This is a genomic window from Nocardioides sp. SRI_004, from assembly GCF_057586415.1.
The window spans coordinates 307,497-332,231 of record NZ_JBYCZV010000001.1 but is presented as its reverse complement, the minus strand read 5'-3'; the positions used below and the strand labels follow the sequence as shown (position 1 = coordinate 332,231).

Here is a 24,735-nt window from a genome sequence, read left to right as displayed (position 1 = left end):
TTGGGTTCACAGGGAAAGGACCTCGATCGCCTCGCCCGCCGGGATCTCCTGCTCGCGCGGGGGCACGACCAGCAGCACCTCGGCCGTCGCGAGCAGCCGCTGCGAGTGGCCGGCGTGGCCCGGCAGGGGCACGACGTGGCCATTCTCGTCGTAGACCCCCGGCAGGAGAACCGTGCGGTCCCCCGCCTGGACCGGGACGGCCAGCCGGGCGAGGCGGACCTCGATGCGACCGGGGTCGGCGAGGGCAGCCACGGCGCGGCTGCCGTAGAGGAGGAAGGACGCGTACGCCGCGACGGGCGTGCCCGGCAGGCAGAGCACCGGAACCTGCCGGCCGTCGACGTCGAGGACGCCGAAGCCCTGGGGCCGGCCGGGCTTCATCGCCACCGGGCCGAACCAGAAGCCGGGGACGTCGCGCAGCGCGGCCTTGACCACGTCGTGGTCGCCGGCCGAGACGCCGCCGGTCGTGACGACGAGGTCGGAGACCGCCGCCGCCTCGCGCAGCTGGACGAGGAAGCCGTCGGGGTCGTCGGGGGCGGGTCCGAAGCAGGCGACGTCGGCATCGAGGCCGGCGGCCGCGGCGGCGAGGGTGGCCGAGTTGCTGTCGGGGACGCTGCCGTTGACCAGCTCCGCGCCGGTCGACACGATGCCGACGCGCGGGCGTGCGTGGACCAGCACGCTGGCGTGCCCCGTCGAGACCAGCAGGCCGAGCTGCGCCGCGCCGACCACGCTCCCGGCCCTCAGCGCCACCTCGCCGGCGGCGACGTCCTCGCCCTCACGACGAATGTGCCGGCCGGCAGCGGCCGTCTGCAGGACCCGCACGGGGTCGGTGCCGGTCGTCCACTCGAACGGGACCACGAGGTCCGCCCCGGGGGGCACCTCGGCCCCTGTCATGATCCGGATCGCCGTACCCGCCTCCAGCGGGGTCACCGGGTCGCCCGCGGCGACGACACCGGCGACCGGCAGCTCGACCGGTACGGCAGCGACGTCGGCCGCCCGGACGGCGAAGCCGTCCATGGCGGAGTGGTCGAACGGCGGGACGGACAGCACGGCGGTCACGTCGGCCGCCAGCACGCGTCCGCGAGCCTGCGCCAACGGCACCTCGACCGGCGCCAGCCGGGTGATCGCCTGCTCGACGCGGCGCCGGTGGTCGGCGACCGAGGGGTCAGGCATCCGACCCGCTGGCGTCCCCCGAGAGGACTTCACCGGCGGGAACGCGCTGCGCCCCGCGGCCGTCGAGCTCCACGTCGCCGACGACCTGGACGCCGTGGCCGAAGGTCCAGTCACCCTCGACCTTCAGCGAGGAGGCCTTCGCCAGCGACGGCGCACCCTCGGGGAAGCGCTTGTCGAACTCTCCGACGACCTGGTAGTGGTCGGCGTCGAGCTCGACGTACGGGACGTCGGCCGCGATCTGGGTCAGCGCGAAGTCGGCGCCGATCTCGTACACGTCGGAGCGCAGCACCAGCAGGTCGTTGGTCGTCTTGACCGGGATGAACCGGTCGCGGCCGACCTCGATCAGCCGCGCCCCCTCGAAGACCTCGATCGCGGCGCCCATGGCCGTCTCGACCTGGATCACCCTCGGGCTGTCCGGGTCGGCCGGGTCGACATTCTTCTCGTTGCGGATGAGCGGGAGTCCGAGGACGCCGTCGCGGGCGTCGAGCGTCGCCTTCATCGCCCGCAGGTCGAACCAGATGTTGTTGGTCGAGCAGAAGCGGTGGCGGCTGAGGTCGGCCAGCGCCTCGCGGTCCTCGGGCAGCGTCTGCGCGGTCTCGCGCAGCACCAGCCGGCCGTCGGCCTTGCGGCGCGCGAAGTGGCCGCCCTTCTTGTCCGAGGGAGTACGACGGACCGCCTCGATCGCGAACGGAGCACCCGACGCGGCGAACCAGCCCGCCACCCGCGGCGCGGGGACGGCGCCGAGGTTGTCGGAGTTCGACACGAAGGCGTAGCGGTAGCCCTCCGCGATCAGCCGGTCGAGCAGGCCGGTGCCGCGCAGCGCCGTGTAGATGTCGCCGTGCCCCGGCGGACACCACTCCAGCTCGGGCTCCTTGGGCCACTCCACCGGCTTGAGCGAGTCGGCGAGGAGCTTGGGCTCCTTGTTCTGCAGGAACTCGACCGGCAGGTCCCCCACCGCGAGCTCGTCGTAGCGGCCCAGCGCGTGCAGCGTGTCGGCCGAGGTGCGGAAGGAGTTCATGAAGATCAGCGGCAGCCGGGCGTCGTACTCCGCGCGGAGGTGGAGCGCCTGCCGGGCGATGATGTCGAGGAAGGACAGCCCGCGGCGCACGCAGAGCAGCGACTTCGCGCGCTCCATCCCCATCGACGTGCCGAGGCCGCCGTTGAGCTTGATGGCCACCGTCTTGCCGATGGCGTCCGCGGCGACGTCGTCGGCCACCTCGGCGTCGGCCAGGCTCTCGATGTCGACCGGCTCGATGCTCGACTCGGGGATCATCCCGGTCTCGCCGTGCTCGAGGAGCCGGTAGTAGTGCGCGAACGTCTCGATCGCGACGGGGTCGACCCCGGCATCGGCCATCTTCGCCCGTGCCATCTCCAGGCCGCTGCTGCGGCCACTCATACCCATGTTTCCGATCGTAGGCTTGCTTCGTGATGGATGGGCAAACCGGCCACGGTGCGATCAGCAAGCTGGCAGTCCGTGACCAGCTCCTCACGGCCCGCCGCCGGCGGCCGCTCGCCGAGGTCGGGGCCGCCGCCAGGGCGATCGCCGACGCCCTGCTCGACGCCCCGGAGGTACGACGAGCGGCCAGTGTCGCCTGCTACGTCTCCGTCGGCGGCGAGCCCGGCACGACCGAGCTGCTCGACCGGCTGGTCGCCGCCGGCAAGCGGGTCGTCCTGCCGGTGCTGCTGCCCGACAACGACCTCGACTGGGCGCCGTACACGGGGCCGGGCTCGCTGGCCCCGGCCCGGCGCGGCCTGCTGGAACCGGTGACCACCCCGCTCGGGGTCGAGGCGGTCGCGACGTGCGACGCGGTCCTCGTGCCCGGCCTCGCCGTCGGTGCCGACGGCCTGCGGCTCGGTCGCGGCGGCGGCTCCTACGACCGCGCGCTGGGTCGCGTGCCGGTGGGCACCTTCACCTGCGTGCTCCTGTACGACGACGAGCGGCTCCCCGTCGTACCCGCGGAGCCGCACGACCGGCCGGTCAGCGCGGCCGCCACGCCGTCGGGGATCACCCGCTTCTGACGCTCAGCCGCCGGGGGTGAGGGTGAGGACGTCCTCGCCGGCGTCCTGGACCGCATCCTCCGAGAACGCCCAGGGCAGGGTCTCGCCGCGGGCCCACTTGTCGGTCTGGTCGGTGTAGTGCGGGTGGAAGGCGTGCCCGGAGACGCCGGTGAGGTTGATCCACGTCGCGGCGTCGAGGTCGTCCATCGGCACGACCATCCGCATCGACGGGGCGGTCACGACGTCGTACCCCTCCCGCGCGTCCCAGCCGGTCGCGTCGACGAGCGATCCCCCACCGCCGACCTCCCAGCCGCCGCGGTTGAACAGCCGCTCGACGATGCCGATGCCGGACTCGCCGAGGGTGGCCGAGCGGAGCTCGAGCTCGTGCAGCGCGCCCCACGTCCACTCGTCGGCGTTGGGCGACTGCCGGGCCGTGAGCTCGTCGCGCGCGGCGATCATCGCCTCGCGCAGGATGTCGTCGCGGTCCTCCACGACGTCGTCGGTCTCGACGTCGTCCCACCAGTGGCTCGACGCGCGCCGCAGGATCCGCGCCACGACCGTGAACCAGCGGTCGCCGCCGTCCGGCTCGAGCGCCGCGGGCAGCTCGTCGGCGAAGGTCCGCTCGAGCACCTGGCGCCACACCACGTTGAAGTAGGCGGCAGCCGCGCTGTCGGGGCCCTGGCGGTAGTTCCACGAGCGCAGCAGCCTCTGGCCGTCGGAGTAGTAGCCGCGGGGCAGGTCGACCTCGAGGAGGTACGGCGTCAGCGCCTCGCCGATCGCGCTCCAGTCGTCGAGCTGGATGGCCCCCATCTTGGCGACGCTCAGCTCGTCGTCGGCGTCGAGCAGCTCGTTGATCCGGGTGGAGCGGTAGCCCTGGTCCCAGTCGTCGGTGAGGTGCGGCGGGTAGCGGCGCGGGTCGATGACGGCCTGGTTGGCGGTGGCGATGATCCCGGACTCGGGGTCGAGCACGTTGGGCAGGGCGTCGTACGGGACGAAGCGGCCGGTCCACGCGGTGTCCGGCTCCCAGCCGGCGGCGGGCGTGCGCCCGTCGTTGCCGGCCCTGCGGATCGGCACCAGGCCGGTCGCCTGGTAGCCGATGTGGCCCTCGCGGTCGGCGTACACGACGTTCTGGCCGGGCACGGCGAAGTCGCTGAGCGCGGCACGGAAGGACTCCCAGTCGCTCGCCATGTCGAGCGCCAGCAGCGCATCGGCGGTGGGGTGCGGCTGGAGCGCGGTCCACGCGAGCGAGACCCCGACGTCCCAGCCGTCGCCGGGCGCGGCGGTGTCGGCCCGCGCGACGTCGTCGGCCTGCTCGACGAGCCCGTCGTCGTCGGCGAGGTCGACGGCGTCGAGCTCCTCGTCGAGGTCGACCAGGTCGGTCAGCAGGGGCCCGTGGTCGGTGGACCGCACGGTGATGTCCACCGGGTCGCCGTCACGGACCTCGATCGTCTCGTCGCGGGTGGTCAGCGGGAGCTCCTTGCGACCGGACTGCCACGTGTCGCCGGAGACGCGCTCGACGTACAGGTCCGTGACGTCGGGGCCGAGGTTCGTGAAGCCCCACGCGATGTCGGCGTTGTGGCCGATCACGACGCCGGGGACGCCGGAGAAGCTGAAGCCGGCGACGTCCATCGGGCACTCGGTGGACACCGTGCGGCAGTGCAGCCCGACCTGGGTCCACACACCGGGCAGCGAGATGCCGAGGTGGGGGTCGTTGGCGAGGATCGGCGCACCGGTCGCGGTGTGCTCGCCGTCGACGACCCAGCTGTTGCTGCCGATCCCGTCGCCGCTGCCGAGCAGCGCCGGCACCCCGGAGAGGACGGAGCGCACGCCGGCGAGCGCGGCGACGGTACGCCGCCCGCCCGGCGCGGGACGCCGCAGCAGGTCGGACCCGGAGGGCTCGACGTCCTGGTCGAACACGTCGCCGAGCAGGCCGCCCTGCTCGACGATCGGCGCGTGCTTCTCGAAGGGGTACGACGGGTAGAGCTCCGCGCTCGCCTCCGTCCCGACCGCGGCGGCGGTCAGCGCGCGACCGATCTCCTCCTCGAGGTTGCCGCGCAGGTCCCACGCCATCGCCTTGAGCCAGGCGATCGAGTCGACGGCGCTCCACTTCTCGGGGGTGTAGTCGAGGCCGGTGATGCCGAGCAGGGTGTACTCGAGCGCCATCTCGGACGTCGAACGGCCCGCCAGCCACGCGTTCACGCCCTCCGCGTACGCGTCGAGCGCGCTGCGGGTGGCCGGGCGGAGCATGGTCAGCTCCTGCTCCGCGACCTGCCGCCAGCCGAGCGTGCGCACCACCAGGTCGCTCTCCAGGCCGTCCTCGCCGAACAGCTCCGACAGCCGCCCGGCGGTCGCGTGGCGTCGTACGTCCATCTCGAAGAAGCGGTCCTGCGCGTGGACGAAGCCCTGGGCCATCATCAGGTCGTGCATCGAGTCCGCGTAGACCTGCGGGATGCCGGCGTCGTCGCGCACCACCTCGACCTCGCCCTCGAGGCCGGACAGCTCGATCTCGCCGCTGGTCTGCGGCCACGGGCGGCGGACCACGACGACCGCGGTGACGAGCCCGGCGACCAGCGCCAGCGCCAGGAGGACGGCGATGCCGGCCATCCAGCGCAGGGGGCCCGACCAGGCGCGAAAGCCCCGGCGGGTCAGGTCCGTCGTGGCCTCGCGGGACTGGAGCGGGGACGCGGCGGGCGCGTCGTCGGTGCTGCTGGTTCCGTCCACCATGGTGGGCGCCATTGTGCCGGGTGGTCCCTGCGTCGCGGCGAATGCCCACCCTCCTGTGGGCGTGACGTATCATTGGCACTCGACAGTCGAGAGTGCCAACACGCATCACCACGGAGTCCACCGATGCCCACCTACCAGTACCGCTGCTCCGAGTGCGGCCACGCGTTCGAGCAGGTCCAGAGCTTCAGCGACGACGCCCTGACCGTCTGCCCCGAGTGCAACGGCGTGCTGCGCAAGGTGTTCAACTCCGTCGGCGTGGTCTTCAAGGGCTCCGGCTTCTACAAGACCGACAGCCGCTCCTCGAGCACGTCGACGACGCCGGCCGCGTCGACCTCGTCCGACAGCTCGTCCAGCTCGTCGTCCTCCGACTCCTCGAGCAGCTCGTCCAGCAGCTCCTCGTCGAGCAGCTCGTCGAGCAGCTCCTCGTCGAGCTCGACCGGCGCGGCGGCCTCCCCCGCCTGAGGCCTGCGGCTCGGGGCCTGTGGATGACCGCTGCACGCGGTCGCGCCACGACCTAGCGTCGCGGGCATGGCTCCGTCCACCCCGCCCCGCCCGCCCCGCCCGCTGCGGCACCGCGTCGCCGACACCCTGACCCGGGTACGACGCCGCGTGCTCCGCCGGCGCCGGCCGCTCGCGGTCCTGCTGGCCGCCGGGGCGGTCGCCGCCGCGCTGCACACCCTCGCGCCGCCACCACCGGCGAGCACCGGCCTGCGGGTCGCCGCCCGCGACCTGCCCGCCGGCCACGTCCTCACCGACGACGACCTCGTGGACGCGGAGGTGCCGCCCGGCGTCGTACCGGAGGGGGCGGAGGGGCACCCCGAGGGACGGGTGCTGGCGGCCCCGCTCCGGGCAGGGGAGCCGGTCACCGACGTCCGCCTGGTCGGTGAGGGGCTCGCCTCGGCGCAGCCCCCGGGCACGGTCGCGCTGCCCGTGCGACTGTCCGACGCGGGGCAGGCCGCGCTGCTCACGGTGGGCGACCGGATCACGCTGGTGGCGACCGATCCGCAGGCCGGGACCGCCGAGCCCCTGGCCGACGACGCGCTGGTGCTGGCGATTCCCGACGCGCGCCACGCCGGGGACGGTGCCCTGCCGGGGCGCCTGGTGGTGGTGGGCTTGGCCCAGGAGGACGTGTATCAGGTCACGTCCGCGTCCGTTGCTGCCTACGTGACTTATACATGGCGTCGCAGTTAGGTTGCTTCGCAGTCGTAGCACGCTCACTACGCGGAAGTCTCGGAAAGAGGAGAGATCACATGGACGGGTTCAAGAAGTTCCTGCTCAGGGGCAACCTGGTCGACGTGGCCGTTGCCTTCATCATGGCCACATCGTTCGCGGTCGTCGTCAAGACCTTCACCGACGTTCTCCTCGGCTTCGTGTCGCGGATCTTCGGCGGCAGCCCCAACTTCGACAGCGTCGTCATCTGGAAGGACAGCGACGGAGTCGGCATCCCGATCGGCACCTTCATCACCGCGGTGATCTCCTTCGTGATCCTCGCCGCGATCGTGTACTTCCTCGTCGTGACGCCGTACACGAAGGCGAAGGAGCGCTTCTTCCCGGACCAGCCCGAGGCCGAGGCCCCGGACATCGTCCTGCTCACCCAGATCCGCGACTCGCTCCAGAACCGCTGATCCCCGGCCGGCAACGCCGGCCCGCAGCACTCCCGGTGCCGCTCCATCACTGACCGTGGTGGGGCGGCACCGCTCGTTTTCGACCGAGATCCTCCGCCTCGCGGTGCGCACGCCGGCAACGTCGGCGGGACGTCATACGAACCGAGCGCCCAGACGACCGCTTCGCATGACGCAACCCTCGCCGCCACGGACCAGGCCCGGGACGTCATACGAACCGAGCGCTCGGACGACCGCTTCGCATGACGCAACCCTCGCCGCCCGACGTCCGACCGGGCCGACACCGGACACCCGCTCACTGGCCGTGGTGGGGCGGCACCTGCTCCTTCAGCCACTTCTCCGAGGCGGACTCACGGGCCGCCTCAGGTCGGGCGTCGTCCTTCTCGTCGGAGGTCACCGAGGGCTCGACGTCGCCGAAGATCGCGGCGAGGCGGCGCTTGCGCTTCCACTCCGGCTCGTCCGGATCGCGGGTGTCGGCCATGGCAGTCGGGTCCCTCAGCAGAGGCCGGCGGCGGCGCGGCCCTCGTCGGAGAGGCCGTCCGAGCCGTTCGTCGTACCGTCGGTCGCGGTGTCGGTGGCGCCACCCGTCGCACCGCCGGAGGCGCTTCCGCTGGCGGAATCGCTGGCCTTGTCGCTCGCCTTGTCGCTCGCCGAGCCCGAACCGCCGGCCGACGGCGTGCCGTCGGGCTTGTCGCCGGCGCTGAGCGCGTCCTTGAGGAACTCCGAGGTCAGCGGCTTGTCCTTGCGGACCAGGCGCCAGAGCTTGTCGACCTCGGGGGTCCACTCGATGCCGGCGCTGACCTTGTCGGAGTACACCCACGGCGTCGTGACGAACTTGATGTTGTCGGCGCCGATGCCCTTCGCGGTGAGTGCGATGTCGGCCATCTCGGCGATGCCGTCGAAGTCGGTCTGCAGCGAGGAGGTCGCGGCGTTCATGAACCGGATCAGGCGGTCCGGGCGGGCCAGCATGCCGGCGGTGAGCGCCTTGTTGATCATCGAGCCGATGAAGGCCTGCTGGCGGCGGGTGCGGTTGGGGTCGGTGCCGTCGCCGATGCGGTAGCGGGCGCGGACGTAGGTCAGCGCCTCCTTGCCCTTGATCTCGCGGGTGCCGGCCTCGAGGTGCACGTCGTGGTTGGGGTCGTCGATGTCCTCGGGGATGCAGACCTCGACGCCGTCGAGGGCATTGACCATGTCCTTGAACTGGTTGAAGTCGACGACGACGTAGTTGTCGATGCGCACGCGCGAGAGCTGCTCGAACTGCTGGATCGTGCAGGCCGGGCCACCCGAGGCGTAGGCCTCGTTCCACTTCACGTAGCCGCCGCTGCCGGCGATCTCCTTGCCGTCGTGGTCGTAGCAGGTCGGCCGGATCACGGCGCTGTCGCGCGGGATCGAGATGCCGTAGGCGAACGTCCGGTCGGCCGAGAGGTGGAACAGGATGGTGGTGTCGGAGAGACCGCCGCCGGCCTCGCCGTCGATGCCGTTGCCCTCGCCGGAGCGCGTGTCCGAGCCCATGACCAGGACGTTGAGCGGCTCCTGCGGACCCGCCACCGCCTCCTTGTCGGGCCGGTTCTTCAGCTGCGCGTCGACCTCTTCGTGCTGGATGTTGCCGTTGAGGTTGTTGTAGAGCGCCACGACGCCGACGCCGGTGAGCAGGCCCAGCCCCAGCAGGCTCGAGATGATGACCTTGAAGACCACCTTGCCGGGCTGCGGCCGCTTGCGCCGGCCCGCGACACGCGTGCCGCGGGTGCGTCGTACCGGACGGGAGGTCGACACGCGGCGAGCCCGGCTACCGGGCTCACGGGGACCTCCCGGCGTGGGCCGGGGAGGAGCTACCTGCGTCATCAATCACCTGGTCGTGCGGCCGCCTCGGGGCGGAACGTGGTCAGTGGAACTCAACGCGCTGCCGAGTCAGCTGCCGTACGACGCTCACGCGCCGCACCCACCGTACGGTCCCGGCCAAGCCGGGTCCGTGGTATGGACACCATTCTCGCCGCTCACCCCGCCGCGCGGCGAATCGTCCGGCCCGCCCCGACTCGGCCCGACGCGCCCGGTCCTGACAAGATGGTTCGCCGAGCCCCCGTAGCTCAGTGGATAGAGCAGCCGCCTCCTAAGCGAAAGGTCGTAGGTTCGACTCCTACCGGGGGCACCCTTCGCGTCCGACGACTCAGTGGGCGCTGACCCGCTCCCCGGCCGGCGCCGCGTCCCGGTTGCGGAGCGCACGCCAGGTGCGCCGCGCGAGCCCCAGCCAGCACACGACCGCGAGGCTCGAGAGCCCCGCCGGGATCCAGTGGCCGAGCATCACCGACGCCGCGACGGCGGAGACGAACGCGACCAGGTTGGCCACGACGTCGTACACGGGCGCGATGAAGCGGGCGTTGATGACGTGCGCGACCGCGATGACCACACCGCACGCGAACGTGACCGACAGGAGGAAGCTCACCACGTCGGCAAGTATCCGACGGGGGTGGGCAGAGTCCCCCATCGCCGACGCCAGGGCATGCAACCGAATCCGGCTCCCGCGCGTCTCTACGGGTGTGACGATCATGTGGACAGCCGCGCTGGTGATGTGGGCCCTCGTGCTGACGATGGCCGTGGTGGCCATCGCGCGGCGCTGAGCGCGAGGATTTCGGCAGGCTCAGCCGAGCACGGCCACCGCGGCGCCGTACCCCTCGGGCACGGCCACGTCCCGCACGACCCACGGTCCGATGGTGCGGCCGGGGGCGTCGTCGGTGCCGAGGTAGTCGAGGTGTGGGTCACGGCCCAGCCCGATGCCGATGCCCTTGAGGTAGGCCTCCGTGCGCGACCAGGCGCGGGTGAACCGGACCGTCGCACGACCCCCGTCGAGGGTCCCGTGCGCGGCGGCGCTGATCTCGTCGGTCTCCCGCGGGTGGAGCAGGCCGGCCAGCGCGACCGGGTCGTCGGGATGACGCTCGACGTCGACGCCCACGGGCACGTCGGCGACGGCGATCAGCACCTGACCCGGCGTGTGCGACAGCGAGAACTCCACCGGCGCGCCCTCCGCCCGGGGCCGGCCGTGCGGCTCACCGCAGCCGGGGCAGGCATGGCGGCCCCAGACGACCTTCTCCGGCGGGGTGTCGGTCGTGGCGCCCACGACCAGGCGCGCGGCCGCGTGGGCGAGCACGTAGGCCCGCTGCAGCTCCGCGCGGACGTACGACGACGCCCGCTCCCGCTCCGCCTCGTCGAGCCACCCGGCGCCGAGCTCGAGCTCGTGGTCGCCGAAGCGCGCGGTCTCCATCCGCCACACGCCGAGGCCGACCCCGGCCTCCGCGCGCGGCTCCGGCGCGTCGAGGAGGGAGCCGAGCACTGCGGGCTCCACCGGGATCGCCGATCGATCCGGTTCCGCCTCCGCCACGTCGCGACTCATCGTCTCCGAGGCTAACAAGGAGGTGGTCGGCGTCACTCCGGGGCCCGGTGGAGCGCCCGTCGTACCTCGGCGAGGTCCCAGCCCGGCGTCGGCACGCTGGCCCGCAGCCGCCGGGTGTACTCGTGCTGGGGATCGTCCAGCACGTCCTCGGTGCTGCCGCGCTCGACCACGATGCCACGGTGCATCACCACGACCGTGTCGGTGAGCTGGCGGACCACCGCGAGGTCGTGGCTGATCAGGACATAACTGATGCCGAGCCGGCGGCGGAGGTCGATGAGCAGGTTCAGGACCTGCGCCTGGATCGAGACGTCCAGCGCGGCGACCGACTCGTCGAGGATCAGCACCTCCGGCTCGGCCGCGAGCGCACGGGCGATCGCGACCCGCTGCCGCTGGCCGCCCGAGAGGGCCCGCGGGAGGGCACTGCCCTGGCGCTCGTCGAGGCCGACCATGCCCACGAGCTCGGCGACCCGCGCCGTGCGCTGCGCCGGGGTCCAGTCCGGCCGGTGCAGACGCAGCACCTCGTCGATCGCGCGGTCCACGGGCTGGCGCGGGTCGAGGCTCGAGTACGGGTCCTGGAAGACGATCTGCACCTCGCTCCCCCGGCGACGGCGCTCGGCGCCTCGGCGCGACGGCGTCGACCGGTCGCGCCCGCACGCCGTGACGGAGCCGGCCGTCGGTCGCTCCTGGCCGGTGACCATCTTCGCGATCGTGGTCTTGCCGGACCCCGACTCCCCCACGATCCCGAGCGAGCCGCCGCGGCGCAGGGTGAAGGACACGTCCTCCACCGCCACGACGCCACCGAACTCCTTGCGCAGGCCACGGACCTCGAGCACGGGTACGTCGACGGCCCGCTCCTCCTCCTCGACCTCAGTGACGGACATGCGGGGCTCCTCCCAGGACGCCACGGAGCGCGTCCGCCCGGAGGCACCGGGCCGCTCCGCTGTCGATCTCGACCAGGCCGGGGGCGGACGCCGTGCAGGCGTCCTCGCGGTGCGGGCAACGCGCGGCGAAGGCACAGGCACCGGCGGGTGCCTCGAGCGCGGACAGCGGCCGGCCGGGAATGGCGGCCAGCTCCTCCATCCGGCGGTCCAGCAACGGCCGCGCCGCCGCGAGCGCCGCCGTGTAGGGGTGCAGGGGGTCGTCGTGCAGCAGGCGCGACGCGCGCAGCTCGACGATCTCGCCGGCGTACATGACGGCCGTCCGGTCGCAGCAGGCGGCGGCCAGGTCGAGGTCGTGGGTGATGAACAGGATCGACAGGCCCAGGTCGCGGCGCAGCTCGTCGAGCAGTCCCATGATCTCGGCCTGCGTGGTGACGTCGAGCGCCGTTGTCGGCTCGTCGGCGAGCAGCAGCCGCGGCTCGGTGAGCAGTGCGCTGGCGATCATGACGCGTTGCAGCAGGCCGCCGGACAGCTCGTGCGGGAACTGCCCGAGCCGGCGCTCGCCGTCGGGGATGCCCACCCTCGCGAGCATCGCCACGGCGCGCTCGGCGGCCTCACGGCGCCCGACACCGCGATTGGTCCGCAGCACCTCGGTCATGAAGTCGCCGACCCGGCGCACCGGGTTGATGTGCACCCGCGGGTCCTGGAAGACGACCGCCACCTCGGCGCGATAGGTCCGCAAGGCCGTGCCGGACAGGGCGCCGACGTCCTGGCCGTCGAAGCAGACGGTGCCCCGCTGGACAGCACCCTTCGGCAGGATCCGGTCGATCGCCCGGACGGTCATGGACTTACCGGACCCCGACTCGCCGACCAGGCCCACCGCCTCGCCCGCCCCGACCGTGAACGACACGTCGCGCAGGACCGTGCGGTGCTCGCCCCGGACCGGCAGGTCGAGGCCGAGGTGGTCGACCTGCAGCAGTGGCGCGCTCATCGGCCGCCCTTCCTCTCCGCGCGCTCGAGGAGGCGCTCCCCGAGGACGTTCATGGCGACGACCACCGCGACGATGCACGCTCCGGCACACAACGCGGGCAACGGGTAGCCCAGCAGGATGCCCGACTGGTTCTCGGAGATCATCACGCCCCAGTCCGGGTCCGGCGGCTGCACCCCGATGCCGAGGTAGGAGATGACGGCGAGGTCGAGGACGGCGTAGCCGAAGAGGATCGACGCCTGGGCGACCATGAACGGGAACACGTTGGGCAGCAGGTGCCGCACGCAGATCGCGGTCGCGCCGAGGCCCTGCACCTCCAGCGCGGTGATGTAGGGCTGGCTGCGCTCCTTGAGCATCGCGCTGCGCAGGATCCGCGCGACGAAGGGCGTGTACGCCACCGCCATCGCGAGCACCGCCGCCCACAGGCCGGCCCCGAAGACGGCGGCGGTCAGCGCGGCCAGGAGCACGCCGGGGAAGGCGAAGAGGATGTCGAGGCCGGCCCCGACCGTGGTGTCGACCATGCCGCCGCGCCAGGCGGAGACCAGGCCGAGCAGGGAGCCGATCACCATGCAGAGCACGACGATCAGCAGCGGCCCGAGCATCGAGGAGCGCGCGCCGGCGAGGAGCCGCGACAGGACGTCCCGGCCCTGCACGTCCAGGCCCAGCAGGTGGCCGCCTCCCGGCGCGATCCAGGCCTGGGCGAGGTCGGCCGCGTTGGGGTCGTCCGGCGTGACCCAGGGACCGACGACGGCCACCACCGTGGCGAGCACGACGACGCCCGCCGCGATGCGTCCGGTCGGCCCGAGGCCGCGCCGGCCCCGGCGCCGGGGCGCGGTGACCGCGCCCGCGTTGGCGGCCGGTGCCGCTGCTGCCACGCTCATGCGGCACGCGCCCCGAGCTGGACCCGCGGGTCGAGGACGGCGTACAGCGCGTCGACGACGACGTTGACGAGCACGAACGCCACGACGAGGACGAGCGAGATGCCCTGCACCACGGCGATGTCCTTCGACTGCGCCGACTTCACGAGGTACTGCCCCAGGCCGTTGAGCCCGAAGGACGTCTCCACGACCGACGACAGCGCGATCAGGCTCGCGACCGTGACGCCGGTGACCGTCGTGATCGGAATGGCCGCGTTGCGCAGCACGTGGCGGGTCACGACGAGGTGCTGCGGGATCCCGCGGCTGATCGCGGTCTGCACGTGCTCGCGGGCGACCTCCTCGCGGATGGCCGTCCGGGTCACCCGGGCCACGACGGCGACCGACGAGAGGGCCAGCGCGACGGCCGGCAGGGTGAGGTGCTCGAGCCGGCCGACGAAGCCCTCCCCGGCGCCGATGGTCGGGAACCAGCCGAGCGACACGGCGAACACCGCGGTGAGCACGATGGCCGCCACGAAGGCGGGCACCGCCGCCGCCATCGACGAGACCACCAGCACCGACGAGTCGATCCAGCCCGGGCGGAGGCCGGCGAGCAGGCCGAGGCCGATGCCGATCACCACGATGAGGAGGGCTGCGTACAGGACGAGGGTGAGGGTGATCAGCGCGCGGTCAGCGATCAGCGAGGACACGTCCTCGTGCAGCGGGATGGACACCCCGAGGTCGCCGCGCAGCGCACCGGCGAGCCAGTGGCCGTACTGCGCCAGGAAGGGCTCGTCGAGGTGATAGCGCTGCTCGAGCGCCGCCTGGGCCTCGGGCGACAGCGACTTGCCGCCCGACAGCGCCGCGAGCGGGTTGCCCGGCGCGAGGTAGGTCGCCGTGAAGATCGCGAAGCTGGCGACGAGGAGCGTGACCGCCAGCATCGCCACCCGGCGCAACAGGTATCCGATCCGCATGGTCAGCGCGCTCCGAGGTGCTCGGCCCACGGGGCGGACATGTAGGCGAAGGAGGACACGGCCCCGGTCAGGTCCTTGCCGGTGACCACGACCGCGTTCGGCTGGGCCGTCGGGATCCACGGCAGCAGCTCCATCGTGCGCTGCTGCGCCTCGATGACGAGCTCGGCGCGGGCCTCGGCGTCCTCGGTGCCGCGTGCCTCCTCCATCAGCCGGGTGACCTCCGGGTCGTCGAAGCCGGAGTAGTTCTGCGCCCCGTCGGGCAGCACGACCGTCGCCGACAGTGCCGCCGGGTCGGCGTAGTCGCCGTAGGTGACAGTCGGAAAGGCGTCGACCCCCTCCCGCGCCTTGGGGTCGATGAAGAAGTTGATGAACGCGTCGGCGGACACCGACTCGAACTCCACCTCGAGGCCGATCTTCTCGGCGGCCGTCCTGAAGGCGCCGGCGGTGTAGGCGATGTCCGGGATCGCCGAGGACATGCCGATCGTGATCGTCCGGCCCTTCGCGCCGGCCTCCTCGACGAGCGCCTTCGCCCTGTCGAGGTCCTGTTCCAGCGCCGGGCTGTCGTCGTACGCCGCCTGGTAGGTCTCGCGCGCCGAGGCGAAGGTGCCGGGGTTGGCCAGCCAGCGGGCGTCGGTCGCCGCACCGTGGTAGACGTTCTCGACGATGCCGTCGCGGTCCAGGGCGAGGGACAGGGCCTGGCGCACCTTGACGTCGCCCAGCGTGCCCTTCAGGTTGCTGATGACGAGCGCGGCCGTGGCGTAGCCCGGGCCCTGGGTGACGGTGACCGCGTCGTTGTCCTCGAGCACCGGCAGGGTGGAGATCGCCGGCGGGTAGGTGCCGCCGATCTCGCCCGCGATCAGGGCCGAGGTGAGCGCCGCCTCGTCGACGACGCCCTTGACGGTGATCTTCGCGACCCGCGCGTCGGCCTCTCCCCAGTAGTCGTCGTTGGGGACGGCGACCACGCCGGAGGCGGGCGACCAGGAGTCGAAGCGGTAGGCACCCGAGCACATGACGCCGCCGGACGGGGTGCCGTAGTCGGCGCCCTTCGCCTCGACGTACTTCTTCTGCACGACGATGCCGGGCACCGATGCCAGCTCGCCGTCGAGCCAGTAGTCGGCCTGCTTCAGGGTGAGGGTCACCTGGCGGTCCCCGGTGGCCTCGATGGTGTCGACCCGGCTGAAGGCCTGGCCGTAGAAGCCGCCGAGCTCGGGGTCACGTTGCCGCTCGAGGCTGTAGACGACGTCGTCGGCGGTGACCGGGCTGCCGTCCCAGAAGGTCGCGTCGGCGTTGACGTCCAGCACGACGGTGGTCGGGTCCGTGCGCGACAGCGAGGCGATCCCGTCGGCGATCGTGCCGTCCGGCTGGGTGCGCAGCAGCGACTCGCAGAAGAGCGTGAGGGCCGTGTTGTCGGGGTAGTCGAAGACGTAGAGCGGGTCGATCGTCTGCACGTCGCGGTAGACCGCCCAGGTGATCGCGTCCGCGTCCTTGGTCGCCGCCGCGGTCGTCGGCCTGAGGTCGCCCGCCGTGCGGGAGGTGGACGGGTCGTCCGCCGAGCGCCCGCACCCGACGGCGGCGACCGAGCAGGCCAGGAGCAGTGCGCCGGCGCGCACGAGGTTGTTGCGGGTCACGGGATCTCTCCTTGTACGACGGAATGCTGCGGGTCCCGAGGGGTGACGTAGACCTTGCGGAGGGTGTCGTGGACGACCCACGTCGTGCGGTCGCCGGCGGCGAGGCGGACGACGGAGCCGGCACGGAGCTCGACGACCTCGTCGTCGTCGAAGGTGACGGTGGCGTGGCCGGAGACCACGACGAAGAGCTCGTCGGCCTCGACGTCGCGGGCGGTCCCGGGTGTCATCTCCCAGATCCCGACCTCGGCACCGCCGACCGTCCCCAGCTCGGCGACGGCGGCCGTGGGTGAACCGTCGAGGACCTCCTCGCCCGGCGGGACGTCGTCGTCGCACGCGAGCTCGTGCACCGACCCGAGCAGCCGGCTCACGAGTCGAACCCGAGGCCGAGGCGGTCGAGCAGGCGCAGCCACAGGTTGCGCCGGCCACCGCGGGCATCGGCCCGCGCGAGCGACCAGCGGGTGACCTGGATGCCGATCCACGCGACCGGCTCCGGCGGGAACGGCAGCGGTCGCCGGCGCACCAGCGCGAGTCGCGTCCGCTCGGTGTCCTCGCCCGCCAGCAGGTCGAGCATCACGTCGGCGCCGAAGCGCGTCGCGCCGACCCCGAGGCCGGTGTAGCCCAGCGCGTAGGCCACGCGGCCGCCGTACGCGGTGCCGAAGAAGGCGCAGAAGCGCGTGCAGGTGTCGATCGCCCCGCCCCAGCGGTGCGTGAACCGGATGCCGGCGAGCTGCGGGAAGGTCGTGAAGAAGTGCTGGGCGAGGACCTCGAAGGTCGCCGGCCGCTGGTCGTACGTCGCCCGGACCTTGCGTCCGAAGTGGTAGATCGCGTCGTACCCGCCCCACAGGATGCGGTTGTCCGCGGTCAGCCGGTAGTAGTGGAACTGGTTGCCGCAGTCGGCGAGGCCCTGCCGGTGGGCCCAGCCGACCGACGCGAGCTGTGCGTCGGACAGTGGCTCGGTCATCAGCACGTAGTCGTAGACCGGCACCGTCGCCAGTCGGAGCCGGCGTAGCAGCGGCCGGTGGGCATTGGTGCCGAGCGCGACCTGGTGCGCACGCACCGTCCCGTGCGCGGTCTCGACCGCGACCTGGCCGCCGCTGCGGCGGATCCGCCGGACCGCGGTGCCCTCGACGATACGGACGCCGAGCCTCTCGGCGGTCTCGGCGAGGCCCCACGCCAGCCGGGCGGGGTCGACGGTGGCACAGGTGTCCTTGCTCCACAGCCCGGCGAGATAGGTCGGCGAGGCGACCTCGGCCCGGACGGCCGCCTCGTCGAGGAACACCGTCGTGGTGCCGTCGGCCTCGGCCCGCAGCTCCTCGACCTGGTGCGCCTCCGTGGCCACCGCGAGCTGGCCGGTGCGCCGGAAGTCGCAGTCGATGCCGTAGCGCTGGAGGGTCGCCTCGATCTCGTCGAGGTTGGTCAGGCCGAGCTCCTCGAGCCGGTCGGCCTCGTCCGGCCAGCGACGGCGCCCGTTGGCCTCGCCATGGGTCAGGCTGGCCTCGCAGAAGCCGCCGTTGCGTCCGCTGGCGGCGCCTCCGATTCGGTCCGCCTCGAGCAACACGACGTCGCGGCCCGGGTCGCGCTCCTTGGCCCGCAGGGCCGTCCAGAGCCCGGAGTAGCCGCCACCGACGATCGCGAGGTCGCAGGCGAGGTCGCCGTCCAGCCGGCCACGGGCGGCCGGCCGGTCCACGTCGTCCAGCCAGAAGGGCACCGGCGCGGCGCCGGCCAGGGCCCGTGCCGGGGCGTCGTCGAGCAGGGTGCCCGTCATCGCGCGAACACCCGCTGGCCGCCGACGAAGGTCTGCTCCACGTGCGTGTCCCAGATGTCCGCCGCAGGCCCGTCGAACGGGTCGCGGTCGAGAACGGCCAGGTCGGCCAGGTTGCCCACCGCGATCGTCCCGGTGTCGTCGAGGTGGTTCACGTACGCCGTCCCCGACGTGTACGCCGCCAGCGCGCTCCCGAGGTCGATCCGCTCCTCGGCGTAGAAGACCGGGTTGTCGGTGCCGGGCTCGACCCGGTTGACGGCGACGTGGATCGCGAGCATCGGGTCGGGACTGCTGACCGGCCAGTCGCTGCCGGCGGCGAGGGTCGCGCCGGACCGGAGCAGCGAGCCGAACGGGTACTGCCACGCCGAGCGCTCCGGGCCGAGGAACGGGATCGTGAGCTCGTCCATCTGCGGCTCGTGTGCCGCCCACAGGGCCTGGATGTTGGCGCTCGCACCGAGCCGGCGGAAGCGGGCGACGTCCTCGGGGTGGACGACCTGCAGGTGGGCGAGGTGGTGCCGGCCGTCGCTGGGGCCGTTCTTCTCGCGCGCTGCCTCGATCGCGTCCAGCGCCTCGCGGACGGCGCGGTCGCCGAGGGCGTGGAAGTGGACCTGGAAGTCGTGCGCGTCCAGCGCGACGACGTACTCCTTGAGGGCCTGCGGGTCGACGAACGAGAGCCCCCGGTGGTCCCCGGCGTCGCGACAACCGCACCCCGGGCCGTAGGGACTGATCATCGCCGCCGTGTGGTTCTCGGCGATGCCGTCCTGCATGATCTTGATGCTCGTCGCGCGGAAGCGACCCCGCGTGAGCTGCTCGCGCGCGGCCAGCAGGTCGTCGATCTGCTCGCCCCCGCGGTCGCGGCTCCACCAGAGGGCGCCGACGACGCGGGCGGTCAGCGCGTCCTGCGCCACGGCGTCGGCGTACGCGGTGGCCGCGTCACCCATGACCGGATTGGCACCCACGAGCGCGTCCTGCCAGGCGGTGATGCCGACGGAGTGGAGCACCTCCTGCGCGCGGAGCAGGCCGGCCAGCTTCTCCTCGCGGGTCGTCTCGGGGACGACCGCCGCGACGAGGTGCATCGCTCCCTCCTGCAGCATGCCCGTCGGTACGCCGCCGGCGTCACGCTCGATCCGGCCGTCGACGGGATCGGGGGTGCCGGCGTCGATGCCCGCGAGCTCGAGCGCGCGGCTGTTCGCCCACGCGCCGTGGTGGTCGCGGTTGGCGAGGTAGACCGGCCGGTCCGGCACGATCGCGTCGAGGAACGTTCGGTCGGGGGCACCCCCGGGGAAGCTCTCCATCGACCAGCCACCACCGGTGATCCACGGGCGGTCGGGGTGGGCGGCGGCATACGCGGCGATCCGGCGGCGGTACTCCTCCGGGTCGACGGTCCCGGTCAGGTCGCACTGCCCGAGCTCGATGCCGGCGCCGACGGGGTGGACGTGCGCGTCCTGGAAGCCCGGCACGAGCAGGCGCCCGGCGAGGTCGACCACCTCGGTGCGCGGACCGACCAGCTCGCGGAGCTCGTCGTGCCCGACGGCGACGATCCGCTCGCCCTGCACCGCGACGGAGCTCGCGCGGCTGCGCGCGGCGTTGCCGAGGTGGACCGCGCCACCGGCGAACAGGAGATCGGCGTGCTTGCTCAAGGGTGTCCTCCGCGTCCGGACCCGCGTCGATGTGGGCTGGGTCACTGGCGGGAACGCTAGAACTTTGCCAACAGCGTTGTCAACGGTGTTGGCAACGCTATTGTTCTGTAGCGACAGAGAGGTCACGCATGCCCCCATCCCCCACCGGCCCCCGGCCCCGCAAGCGCGCCGCGCTCGATCGCGAGGCCATCCTCACGGCGGCGACCGAGCTCGCCGCGAGCGGTTCCGCGCTCACGTTCCGTGCGCTGGGCAGCGCCCTGGGCGCCGACCCGACCGCGATCTACCGACGCTTCCGCGACAAGGAGGAGCTGATGGCCGCGCTCCTCGACGGCCTCATCGCCGCGTCGCTCGCCGCGGTCGACCGCGACGCACCCTGGCGCGACCAGCTCCGCGGGGGCGCCCTCCACACCATCGACATCTTCGCCTCCCATCCGCAGATCGGGGTCCAGGCGGCGGCCATATCCACCGGCGGCCCGGGCGAGCTCGCGGTGATCGACTGGATCCTCGAGCAGCTCGGCCGGGCCGGGCTCGACAAGCCCCAGGTCGTGCGCTGCTACGCGGCCTACTCGAGCTACGTGCTGGCAGCGGCCGCGACCCTCTCCCAGCAGCAGCTCGACGAGGCAGCCGGCGTACCGCCGACGAGCTGGGTGGGCGACCTGCGTGCCGTCGACGCCGCGCGCCACCCGGCGCTGGCCGCGGTGCTGCCCGAGCTGCTGGTGCTCACCGGTCGCGAGGTCTTCCTGGCCGGCATCGACGTCCTCCTCGACTCCTTCGAGGCGTTGGCCGGCCAGCCCGCCCGTCACTGACCCGACGGGCTCGACCGGGCGGAGGTCGGTGTCATCCCGGGCCTGCTGGACCGGATGCGCCACAACCCGGAGGACCGACCCCGGCTCGCCGGTGCGTCAGTCGGACTCGGCGGCCTTCGCCCGCGCCCGGGCCGCCTTGGCGATGGCGTCCTCGACGACCGAGTTCATCCGCGAGCCGTTCGGCCAGCCGTCGTAGTGGCAGGCGAGGATGACCAGCTCGCGCAGCGCCTCCTCGTCGAGCTCGCCGTTGGCGAGGGCCGCGGGGACCTGGATGCCGAGCACGTCGTTGGCGCGCTGGCCGACCAGCATGCCGATCAGGAACAGCCGCCGGTCGCGGGTGGAGAGGCCCGGGCGCTGCCAGATGTCACCGAACAGGTGCTCCGCGGTGTAGCGGAAGAAGTCGCCCGTGCCGTCGGTCATGTCGAAGCCGTAGACCTCCTCCATCTTGCGCAGGCCCCGTGCCCGCGCCTCCGGCAGGTCGTCGAACTTGTCGCTCTCCTCGCCCATCAGAGTCCCAGTCCCTTCCCCAGTCGTGGCAGCGCCTCGCGTGCCAGTGGTACGTCGACGCCGAGCTCGTCGGCGAGCGCGATCGCGAAGCCCAGGTCCTTCTCCCCCAGTGCGGCGACGTGGGAGAAGACGCCGTGCCAGAAGTCGTCCTCGGCGATCGGCGCCGTGGTGCCGCGATACATGATCGCGCCCGGTCCGCCGGTGATCGCGTCGGTGTGCCGCACGACCTCGCCGAGCGCGACGAGGTCGAGTCCGCCGGCCTCGGCGAGGCGCTGGGCCTCGGTGACGGCGGTGAACGCGACGAAGTGGATCAGGTTGCGCGCCAGCTTCATCCGGGTGCCGGCACCGATGGGGCCGGCGTGGACGACCTTCGTGCCCATCGCCTCGAGCGCCGGCCGGGCGGCGTCGAACGCGTCGGCCTCACCGCCGACCATGATCGCCAGGCTGCCCTCGGCCGCGCCCATCGGACCGCCGCTGACGGGGGCGTCGAGGACCCGGTGCCCCGCCGCCACCAGCTCGGCCGGGGTCGCCGGCGCCACGGTCGAGTGGACGACCAGCACCGTGCCGTGGGGAACCTCGGCCGCGACGGCCCGCACCTGGTCGTCGTCGCGCACCATCACGCACACGACGTCGGCGTCCATCGCGGCCACCGACGCGACGGCGGTGGCGCCGGCCGCGACCAGCTCGGCGACGGGGTCCGGCGCGACGTCGTACACCTGCAGGGCGAGGCCCTCGGTGGCGGCGAGGCGCAGCGCCATCGGCTTGCCGATGTTGCCGAGGCCGACGAAGCCGACGCGCATCCCCCCACCCATCACGTCGGCCATCAGAGCCGGAAGGTCTGGCCGCCGTCGACGGCGAGCACCTGGCCGGTCACCCACGACGCGTCGTCGGAGAGCAGGAAGAGCAGCGCACCGACCATGTCGTCGACCGAGCCCATCCGCTTGATGGCGAGGCTGTTGCGGACGATGTCCTTGGCGGCGTCGCCGGCCTGGGTGCGGGTCGCCTCGGTGTCCGTCGGGCCCGGGGCGATCGCGTTGACCCGGATCCGCTGTCCGCCGAGCTCGTGCGCGAGCTGCTGGGTGAGGCTGTTGATGCCGGCCTTGGCGAGGCCGTAGAAGCCGGAGTAGAGGTACGCCGCCGTGCTGGACTGGTTGACGATGGCGCCACCGCCCCGCTTGGCGATCTCGGGGTACACCGCGCGGGTCATCACGAGGGCGCCGTCGAGGTTGACGCTCATGAACTTGCGGTAGTAGTCCCAGTCGACCGAGATCAACAGGTTGAACTCCATCGAGCCGTAGATGGCCGCGTTGTTGACCAGGTGGTCGATCCCGCCGAGCTCCGCGACGGTCTGCCGGACCAGGGCCTCGGCGGACTCGGCCGAGGACACGTCGCAGCTGACGAAGATCGCCCGGCCGCCCTCCTCGTTGATCGAGGCGGCGACCTTGGCGCCGGACTCCTCGTTGAGGTCGGCCACGACGACCGCCGCGCCCTCCTTCGCGAGCGCCCGGGCGTAGGCCTCGCCGATGCCCTGCGCCGCGCCGGTGACGACGACGACCTTGTTCTCGAAACGCATGTTCACTCCAGTCACTCTGGTGGGCATGAATCCCCGGTTGACCGGGGATTCATGCACTTGTCGGGGGTTGCAACGGCCGTCAAGCGCCGGAATCCCCGGTCGACCGGGGATTCATGCACCTGCAGGCTCACGCGGGAAACGCCACCGTCTTCATCTCCAGGTACTCCTCGAACCCGGCGACCCCCATCTCCCGGCCGATCCCGGACTGCTTGTAGCCACCGAACGGCGCGTCCGGGCTGAACCACACACCCCCGTTGACCGCGAGGGTCCCGGTCCTGATCCGGGCAGCGACGGCCTTGGCCCGGTCCAGCGACCCCGAGTCGACGGAGCCCGAGAGGCCGTACGCCGAGTCGTTGGCGATCCGGACCGCGTCGTCGTCGCCGTCGTGCGGGATGACGACGAGCACGGGGCCGAAGATCTCCTCCTGCGCGAGGCGCGAGGAGTTGTCGAGGCCGGCGACGACCGTCGGCGCGACCCAGAAGCCGGGCTGGTCGATGATCGCCCCACCCGTGGCGAAACGACCGCCCTCCTCCAGCGCCACCGCGAAGTACGACGCCACCCGGTCCCGCTGCGCCGCGGAGATCACCGGGCCGCAGATCGCGCCCGGGTCGGCCGGGTCCTTGGCCCCGATCGACTCCATCGTCTGCGCCGCGACCTGGACCGCCTCGTCGTACCGGTCCCGCGGGACGATCAGGCGGGTCGTGATCGCACAGCCCTGGCCGGCGTGGATGCAGGCGGCGAACGCCGTACCGCCCGCGACGGCCGCGACGTCGGCGTCGTCGAGCGCGATCGCCGCGGACTTGCCGCCCAGCTCGAGGAAGACCTTCTTCAGGGTCGGCGCGGCGGCGGCCATGATCGCGCGCCCCACCGCGGTCGAGCCGGTGAAGGAGACCATGTCGACGCGCGGGTCCGTCGACAGCACGGACGCGACCTCGTTGGAGCGCGGCGTCACCACGTTGAAGACCCCGGCGGGGATGTCGGTGTGCTCGGCGACCAGGCGGCCGAGCTCGGCCGCCACCCACGGGGTGTCCGGCGCCGGCTTCAGGACGACGGTGCAGCCGGCGGCGAGCGCCGGGCCGACCTTCGCGAGGTTGATCTGCGTCGGGACGTTCCACGGCGTGATGGCGGCGACGACGCCGACCGGCTCGCGGCGCACGGTACGACGCGAGGGGATCCCCATCGGCGAGGCGACCCCCAGGTCCGTCTCGAACTCGTAGGACTCCAGCAGGTCGGTCACCCACCTCAACCCGTCGACGGGTACGTCGAAGCCGGCCGCGCCCATCATGAAGCCCGGCATGCCGACCTCGGCGGTGGTCAGCGCGCGGAAGGCGTCGGCGTTCTCTAGCAGCGCGGCGTGCAGCTGCCGCAGGCAGCGCAGCCGGAGCTCGACGTCGGTCGACCACGACGACTCGTCGAAGGCCCGCCGGGCCGCGGCGATCGCGGCATCCACGTCGGCGGCGCTGCCGTCGGGGGCGACGCCGATCTCGGCGCCGGTGGCCGGGTTGAGGATCGGGTAGGTCTCGCCGGACGACGCGGCGACGAGCTTGCCGTCGATCAGCTGCTGGGCGGGAGGAGGCAGGGCACTCACGCCGTCACCTCCGGCGCCGCGGCCTGCTCGACGTACAGCCCGGCCTCGACCGGCGGCGGCCACACCGTCGAGGGCAGGTCCTCGTGGTGGTAGTGCCCGGGGACGCCGTGGCCGGCGACCGACATGCGCTTGAGCAGCGTGTCGGGCGCCTTGTCGGCCTTGATGATCTCCATGAAGGTGTGCGCCGTCGACGGCATGTCGAACCAGTCGCGCTGCCAGTCGATCTTCACCAGACCGGCGTCGGCGCCCTCGGTGACCCGCTTCAGCCCGAACCACGAGCCGCCGAGCCCGAGGATCTCGAACTCCTTGCCGTCGTCGTCGAGGATGCCGGAGCGCTGCTTCCAGAAGCCGACGACCATCGCCTTCTGCTCGTCGATGACGGTGCAGACGTAGTCGTAGTGCCAGCCGTCGAGGCCGTCCATCTCGATGCCGATCGCCCAGTCGCGGATCTGGTCGCGGCCGACCGCCATGAAGTGCTCGTCGGGCGCGTACATCCAGCCGTAGGTCGCGTCCTCGGCGTACCACTCGGCCATCGGACGCCAGTCGCCCGTCGCCTCGACGTCGCGGTTGATCTGCAGCCAGGTGGCCCAGAACTCCTCGATCTCGGCCCTGCTCAGCTGCGGGGTCGGGTCACTCAT

25 protein-coding genes and 1 tRNA gene are annotated in these 24,735 nt (G+C 72.6%); 6 read left to right on the top strand and 20 right to left on the bottom strand.

What is annotated here, in order from left to right:
* Positions 1-6: 6 nt before the first annotated feature.
* Together AC2YHB_RS01650 and AC2YHB_RS01645 are read right to left on the bottom strand one after the other, a co-directional pair.
* On the bottom strand, positions 7-1,170 hold the full coding sequence (locus tag AC2YHB_RS01650; RefSeq protein ID WP_179649392.1) for a molybdopterin molybdotransferase MoeA: 1,164 nt from the start codon (positions 1,168-1,170) through the stop codon (positions 7-9).
* Entirely contained in the window at positions 1,163-2,566 is a 1,404-nt protein-coding gene (locus AC2YHB_RS01645; RefSeq protein WP_036550436.1) for a UTP--glucose-1-phosphate uridylyltransferase, read from the bottom strand. The genes AC2YHB_RS01650 and AC2YHB_RS01645 overlap by 8 nt, the downstream gene beginning before the upstream one ends.
* 32 nt (positions 2,567-2,598) lie before the next feature.
* Between AC2YHB_RS01645 and AC2YHB_RS01640 the strand changes: the two genes are divergently transcribed.
* Entirely contained in the window at positions 2,599-3,189 is a 591-nt protein-coding gene (locus tag AC2YHB_RS01640) for a 5-formyltetrahydrofolate cyclo-ligase (protein WP_179652294.1), read from the top strand.
* 3 nt (positions 3,190-3,192) lie between these two features.
* Here the strand turns inward: AC2YHB_RS01640 and AC2YHB_RS01635 are convergent, their stop codons facing one another.
* A complete protein-coding gene (locus tag AC2YHB_RS01635; RefSeq protein WP_257026886.1) occupies positions 3,193-5,892 on the bottom strand; it encodes a penicillin acylase family protein in 2,700 nt (899 codons plus the stop codon).
* 123 nt (positions 5,893-6,015) lie between these two features.
* Between AC2YHB_RS01635 and AC2YHB_RS01630 the strand changes: the two genes are divergently transcribed.
* From AC2YHB_RS01630 to AC2YHB_RS01620, 3 genes are all read left to right on the top strand, one after another.
* Complete coding sequence (locus AC2YHB_RS01630; RefSeq protein WP_179649390.1) at positions 6,016-6,354, top strand: FmdB family zinc ribbon protein; 339 nt, start codon at positions 6,016-6,018, stop codon at positions 6,352-6,354.
* A 66-nt stretch (positions 6,355-6,420) separates the two neighbouring features.
* On the top strand, positions 6,421-7,083 hold the full coding sequence (locus AC2YHB_RS01625; protein ID WP_179649388.1) for an SAF domain-containing protein: 663 nt from the start codon (positions 6,421-6,423) through the stop codon (positions 7,081-7,083).
* 59 nt (positions 7,084-7,142) lie between these two features.
* Positions 7,143-7,517, top strand: coding sequence for an MscL family protein (locus AC2YHB_RS01620; RefSeq protein WP_036550430.1), 375 nt, complete (start codon positions 7,143-7,145; stop codon positions 7,515-7,517).
* 292 nt (positions 7,518-7,809) lie between these two features.
* Here the strand turns inward: AC2YHB_RS01620 and AC2YHB_RS01615 are convergent, their stop codons facing one another.
* Positions 7,810-7,995 carry a hypothetical protein gene (locus AC2YHB_RS01615; protein ID WP_179649386.1) on the bottom strand — a complete coding sequence of 62 codons (186 nt, stop codon included), beginning with the start codon at positions 7,993-7,995 and terminating at the stop codon, positions 7,810-7,812.
* A 14-nt stretch (positions 7,996-8,009) separates the two neighbouring features.
* Positions 8,010-9,287, bottom strand: a complete 1,278-nt coding sequence (locus tag AC2YHB_RS01610; protein WP_179649384.1) for an LCP family protein — start codon at positions 9,285-9,287, stop codon at positions 8,010-8,012.
* A 300-nt stretch (positions 9,288-9,587) separates the two neighbouring features.
* Between AC2YHB_RS01610 and AC2YHB_RS01605 the strand changes: the two genes are divergently transcribed.
* Positions 9,588-9,660, top strand: a tRNA-Arg gene (locus AC2YHB_RS01605).
* An 18-nt stretch (positions 9,661-9,678) separates the two neighbouring features.
* On the opposite strand, the gene AC2YHB_RS01600 is transcribed toward AC2YHB_RS01605, so the two are convergent.
* The 10 genes from AC2YHB_RS01600 to AC2YHB_RS01555 form a co-directional block, all read right to left on the bottom strand.
* Positions 9,679-9,957, bottom strand: a complete 279-nt coding sequence (locus AC2YHB_RS01600; RefSeq protein WP_179649382.1) for a hypothetical protein — start codon at positions 9,955-9,957, stop codon at positions 9,679-9,681.
* A gap of 192 nt (positions 9,958-10,149) precedes the next feature.
* Positions 10,150-10,899, bottom strand: coding sequence for a 4'-phosphopantetheinyl transferase family protein (locus AC2YHB_RS01595; RefSeq protein WP_179649380.1), 750 nt, complete (start codon positions 10,897-10,899; stop codon positions 10,150-10,152).
* Positions 10,900-10,931: 32 nt separating this feature from the next.
* Complete coding sequence (locus tag AC2YHB_RS01590; protein WP_179649378.1) at positions 10,932-11,780, bottom strand: ABC transporter ATP-binding protein; 849 nt, start codon at positions 11,778-11,780, stop codon at positions 10,932-10,934.
* Entirely contained in the window at positions 11,767-12,768 is a 1,002-nt protein-coding gene (locus tag AC2YHB_RS01585) for an ABC transporter ATP-binding protein (protein ID WP_179649376.1), read from the bottom strand. The genes AC2YHB_RS01590 and AC2YHB_RS01585 overlap by 14 nt, the downstream gene beginning before the upstream one ends.
* Positions 12,765-13,646, bottom strand: coding sequence for an ABC transporter permease (locus AC2YHB_RS01580; RefSeq protein WP_179649374.1), 882 nt, complete (start codon positions 13,644-13,646; stop codon positions 12,765-12,767). Before AC2YHB_RS01580 ends, AC2YHB_RS01585 begins: the two co-directional genes overlap by 4 nt.
* A complete protein-coding gene (locus tag AC2YHB_RS01575; protein WP_179649372.1) occupies positions 13,643-14,593 on the bottom strand; it encodes an ABC transporter permease in 951 nt (316 codons plus the stop codon). The genes AC2YHB_RS01580 and AC2YHB_RS01575 overlap by 4 nt, the downstream gene beginning before the upstream one ends.
* A 2-nt stretch (positions 14,594-14,595) precedes the next feature.
* Positions 14,596-16,221 carry an ABC transporter substrate-binding protein gene (locus AC2YHB_RS01570; RefSeq protein WP_179649370.1) on the bottom strand — a complete coding sequence of 542 codons (1,626 nt, stop codon included), beginning with the start codon at positions 16,219-16,221 and terminating at the stop codon, positions 14,596-14,598.
* A complete protein-coding gene (locus AC2YHB_RS01565) occupies positions 16,218-16,589 on the bottom strand; it encodes a cupin domain-containing protein (protein ID WP_179649368.1) in 372 nt (123 codons plus the stop codon). Before AC2YHB_RS01565 ends, AC2YHB_RS01570 begins: the two co-directional genes overlap by 4 nt.
* On the bottom strand, positions 16,586-17,986 hold the full coding sequence (locus tag AC2YHB_RS01560; protein ID WP_179649366.1) for an NAD(P)/FAD-dependent oxidoreductase: 1,401 nt from the start codon (positions 17,984-17,986) through the stop codon (positions 16,586-16,588). The genes AC2YHB_RS01565 and AC2YHB_RS01560 overlap by 4 nt, the downstream gene beginning before the upstream one ends.
* A complete protein-coding gene (locus AC2YHB_RS01555; protein ID WP_257026885.1) occupies positions 17,983-19,623 on the bottom strand; it encodes an amidohydrolase in 1,641 nt (546 codons plus the stop codon). The genes AC2YHB_RS01560 and AC2YHB_RS01555 overlap by 4 nt, the downstream gene beginning before the upstream one ends.
* 128 nt (positions 19,624-19,751) lie before the next feature.
* On the opposite strand from AC2YHB_RS01555, the gene AC2YHB_RS01550 reads away from it, so the two are divergent.
* Positions 19,752-20,429, top strand: a complete 678-nt coding sequence (locus AC2YHB_RS01550; RefSeq protein ID WP_179649363.1) for a TetR/AcrR family transcriptional regulator — start codon at positions 19,752-19,754, stop codon at positions 20,427-20,429.
* A gap of 96 nt (positions 20,430-20,525) precedes the next feature.
* Here AC2YHB_RS01550 and AC2YHB_RS01545 read toward each other — a convergent pair whose 3' ends face one another.
* From AC2YHB_RS01545 to AC2YHB_RS01525, 5 genes are all read right to left on the bottom strand, one after another.
* Positions 20,526-20,936 (bottom strand): carboxymuconolactone decarboxylase family protein, encoded by a 411-nt coding sequence (locus AC2YHB_RS01545; protein ID WP_218864700.1) that lies wholly within the window; start codon positions 20,934-20,936, stop codon positions 20,526-20,528.
* Entirely contained in the window at positions 20,936-21,760 is an 825-nt protein-coding gene (locus tag AC2YHB_RS01540; protein ID WP_179649361.1) for an NAD(P)-dependent oxidoreductase, read from the bottom strand. The genes AC2YHB_RS01545 and AC2YHB_RS01540 overlap by 1 nt, the downstream gene beginning before the upstream one ends.
* On the bottom strand, positions 21,760-22,509 hold the full coding sequence (locus tag AC2YHB_RS01535) for an SDR family oxidoreductase (RefSeq protein ID WP_179649359.1): 750 nt from the start codon (positions 22,507-22,509) through the stop codon (positions 21,760-21,762). The genes AC2YHB_RS01540 and AC2YHB_RS01535 overlap by 1 nt, the downstream gene beginning before the upstream one ends.
* A gap of 127 nt (positions 22,510-22,636) precedes the next feature.
* Positions 22,637-24,097, bottom strand: a complete 1,461-nt coding sequence (locus AC2YHB_RS01530; protein WP_179649357.1) for an aldehyde dehydrogenase — start codon at positions 24,095-24,097, stop codon at positions 22,637-22,639.
* Entirely contained in the window at positions 24,094-24,735 is a 642-nt protein-coding gene (locus tag AC2YHB_RS01525) for a nuclear transport factor 2-like protein (protein WP_179649354.1), read from the bottom strand. Before AC2YHB_RS01525 ends, AC2YHB_RS01530 begins: the two co-directional genes overlap by 4 nt.

Excerpts from the sequence above, each read along its gene's own strand:
- AC2YHB_RS01620 (WP_036550430.1), top strand. The coding sequence starts at position 7,143 with ATGGACGGGTTCAAGAAGTTCCTGCTCAGGGGCAACCTGGTCGACGTG.
- AC2YHB_RS01615 (WP_179649386.1), bottom strand. The coding sequence starts at position 7,995 with ATGGCCGACACCCGCGATCCGGACGAGCCGGAGTGGAAGCGCAAGCGC.
- AC2YHB_RS01625 (WP_179649388.1), top strand. The coding sequence starts at position 6,421 with ATGGCTCCGTCCACCCCGCCCCGCCCGCCCCGCCCGCTGCGGCACCGC.
- AC2YHB_RS01535 (WP_179649359.1), bottom strand. The coding sequence starts at position 22,509 with ATGCGTTTCGAGAACAAGGTCGTCGTCGTCACCGGCGCGGCGCAGGGC.
- AC2YHB_RS01630 (WP_179649390.1), top strand. The coding sequence starts at position 6,016 with ATGCCCACCTACCAGTACCGCTGCTCCGAGTGCGGCCACGCGTTCGAG.
- AC2YHB_RS01590 (WP_179649378.1), bottom strand. The coding sequence starts at position 11,780 with ATGTCCGTCACTGAGGTCGAGGAGGAGGAGCGGGCCGTCGACGTACCC.
- AC2YHB_RS01635 (WP_257026886.1), bottom strand. The coding sequence starts at position 5,892 with ATGGTGGACGGAACCAGCAGCACCGACGACGCGCCCGCCGCGTCCCCG.
- AC2YHB_RS01540 (WP_179649361.1), bottom strand. The coding sequence starts at position 21,760 with ATGGCCGACGTGATGGGTGGGGGGATGCGCGTCGGCTTCGTCGGCCTC.
- AC2YHB_RS01560 (WP_179649366.1), bottom strand. The coding sequence starts at position 17,986 with ATGACGGGCACCCTGCTCGACGACGCCCCGGCACGGGCCCTGGCCGGC.
- AC2YHB_RS01545 (WP_218864700.1), bottom strand. The coding sequence starts at position 20,936 with ATGGGCGAGGAGAGCGACAAGTTCGACGACCTGCCGGAGGCGCGGGCA.
- AC2YHB_RS01575 (WP_179649372.1), bottom strand. The coding sequence starts at position 14,593 with ATGCGGATCGGATACCTGTTGCGCCGGGTGGCGATGCTGGCGGTCACG.
- AC2YHB_RS01550 (WP_179649363.1), top strand. The coding sequence starts at position 19,752 with ATGCCCCCATCCCCCACCGGCCCCCGGCCCCGCAAGCGCGCCGCGCTC.
- AC2YHB_RS01650 (WP_179649392.1), bottom strand. The coding sequence starts at position 1,170 with ATGCCTGACCCCTCGGTCGCCGACCACCGGCGCCGCGTCGAGCAGGCG.
- AC2YHB_RS01645 (WP_036550436.1), bottom strand. The coding sequence starts at position 2,566 with ATGAGTGGCCGCAGCAGCGGCCTGGAGATGGCACGGGCGAAGATGGCC.
- AC2YHB_RS01595 (WP_179649380.1), bottom strand. The coding sequence starts at position 10,899 with ATGAGTCGCGACGTGGCGGAGGCGGAACCGGATCGATCGGCGATCCCG.
- AC2YHB_RS01580 (WP_179649374.1), bottom strand. The coding sequence starts at position 13,646 with ATGAGCGTGGCAGCAGCGGCACCGGCCGCCAACGCGGGCGCGGTCACC.
- AC2YHB_RS01525 (WP_179649354.1), bottom strand. The coding sequence starts at position 24,735 with ATGAGTGACCCGACCCCGCAGCTGAGCAGGGCCGAGATCGAGGAGTTC.
- AC2YHB_RS01585 (WP_179649376.1), bottom strand. The coding sequence starts at position 12,768 with ATGAGCGCGCCACTGCTGCAGGTCGACCACCTCGGCCTCGACCTGCCG.
- AC2YHB_RS01640 (WP_179652294.1), top strand. The coding sequence starts at position 2,599 with ATGGATGGGCAAACCGGCCACGGTGCGATCAGCAAGCTGGCAGTCCGT.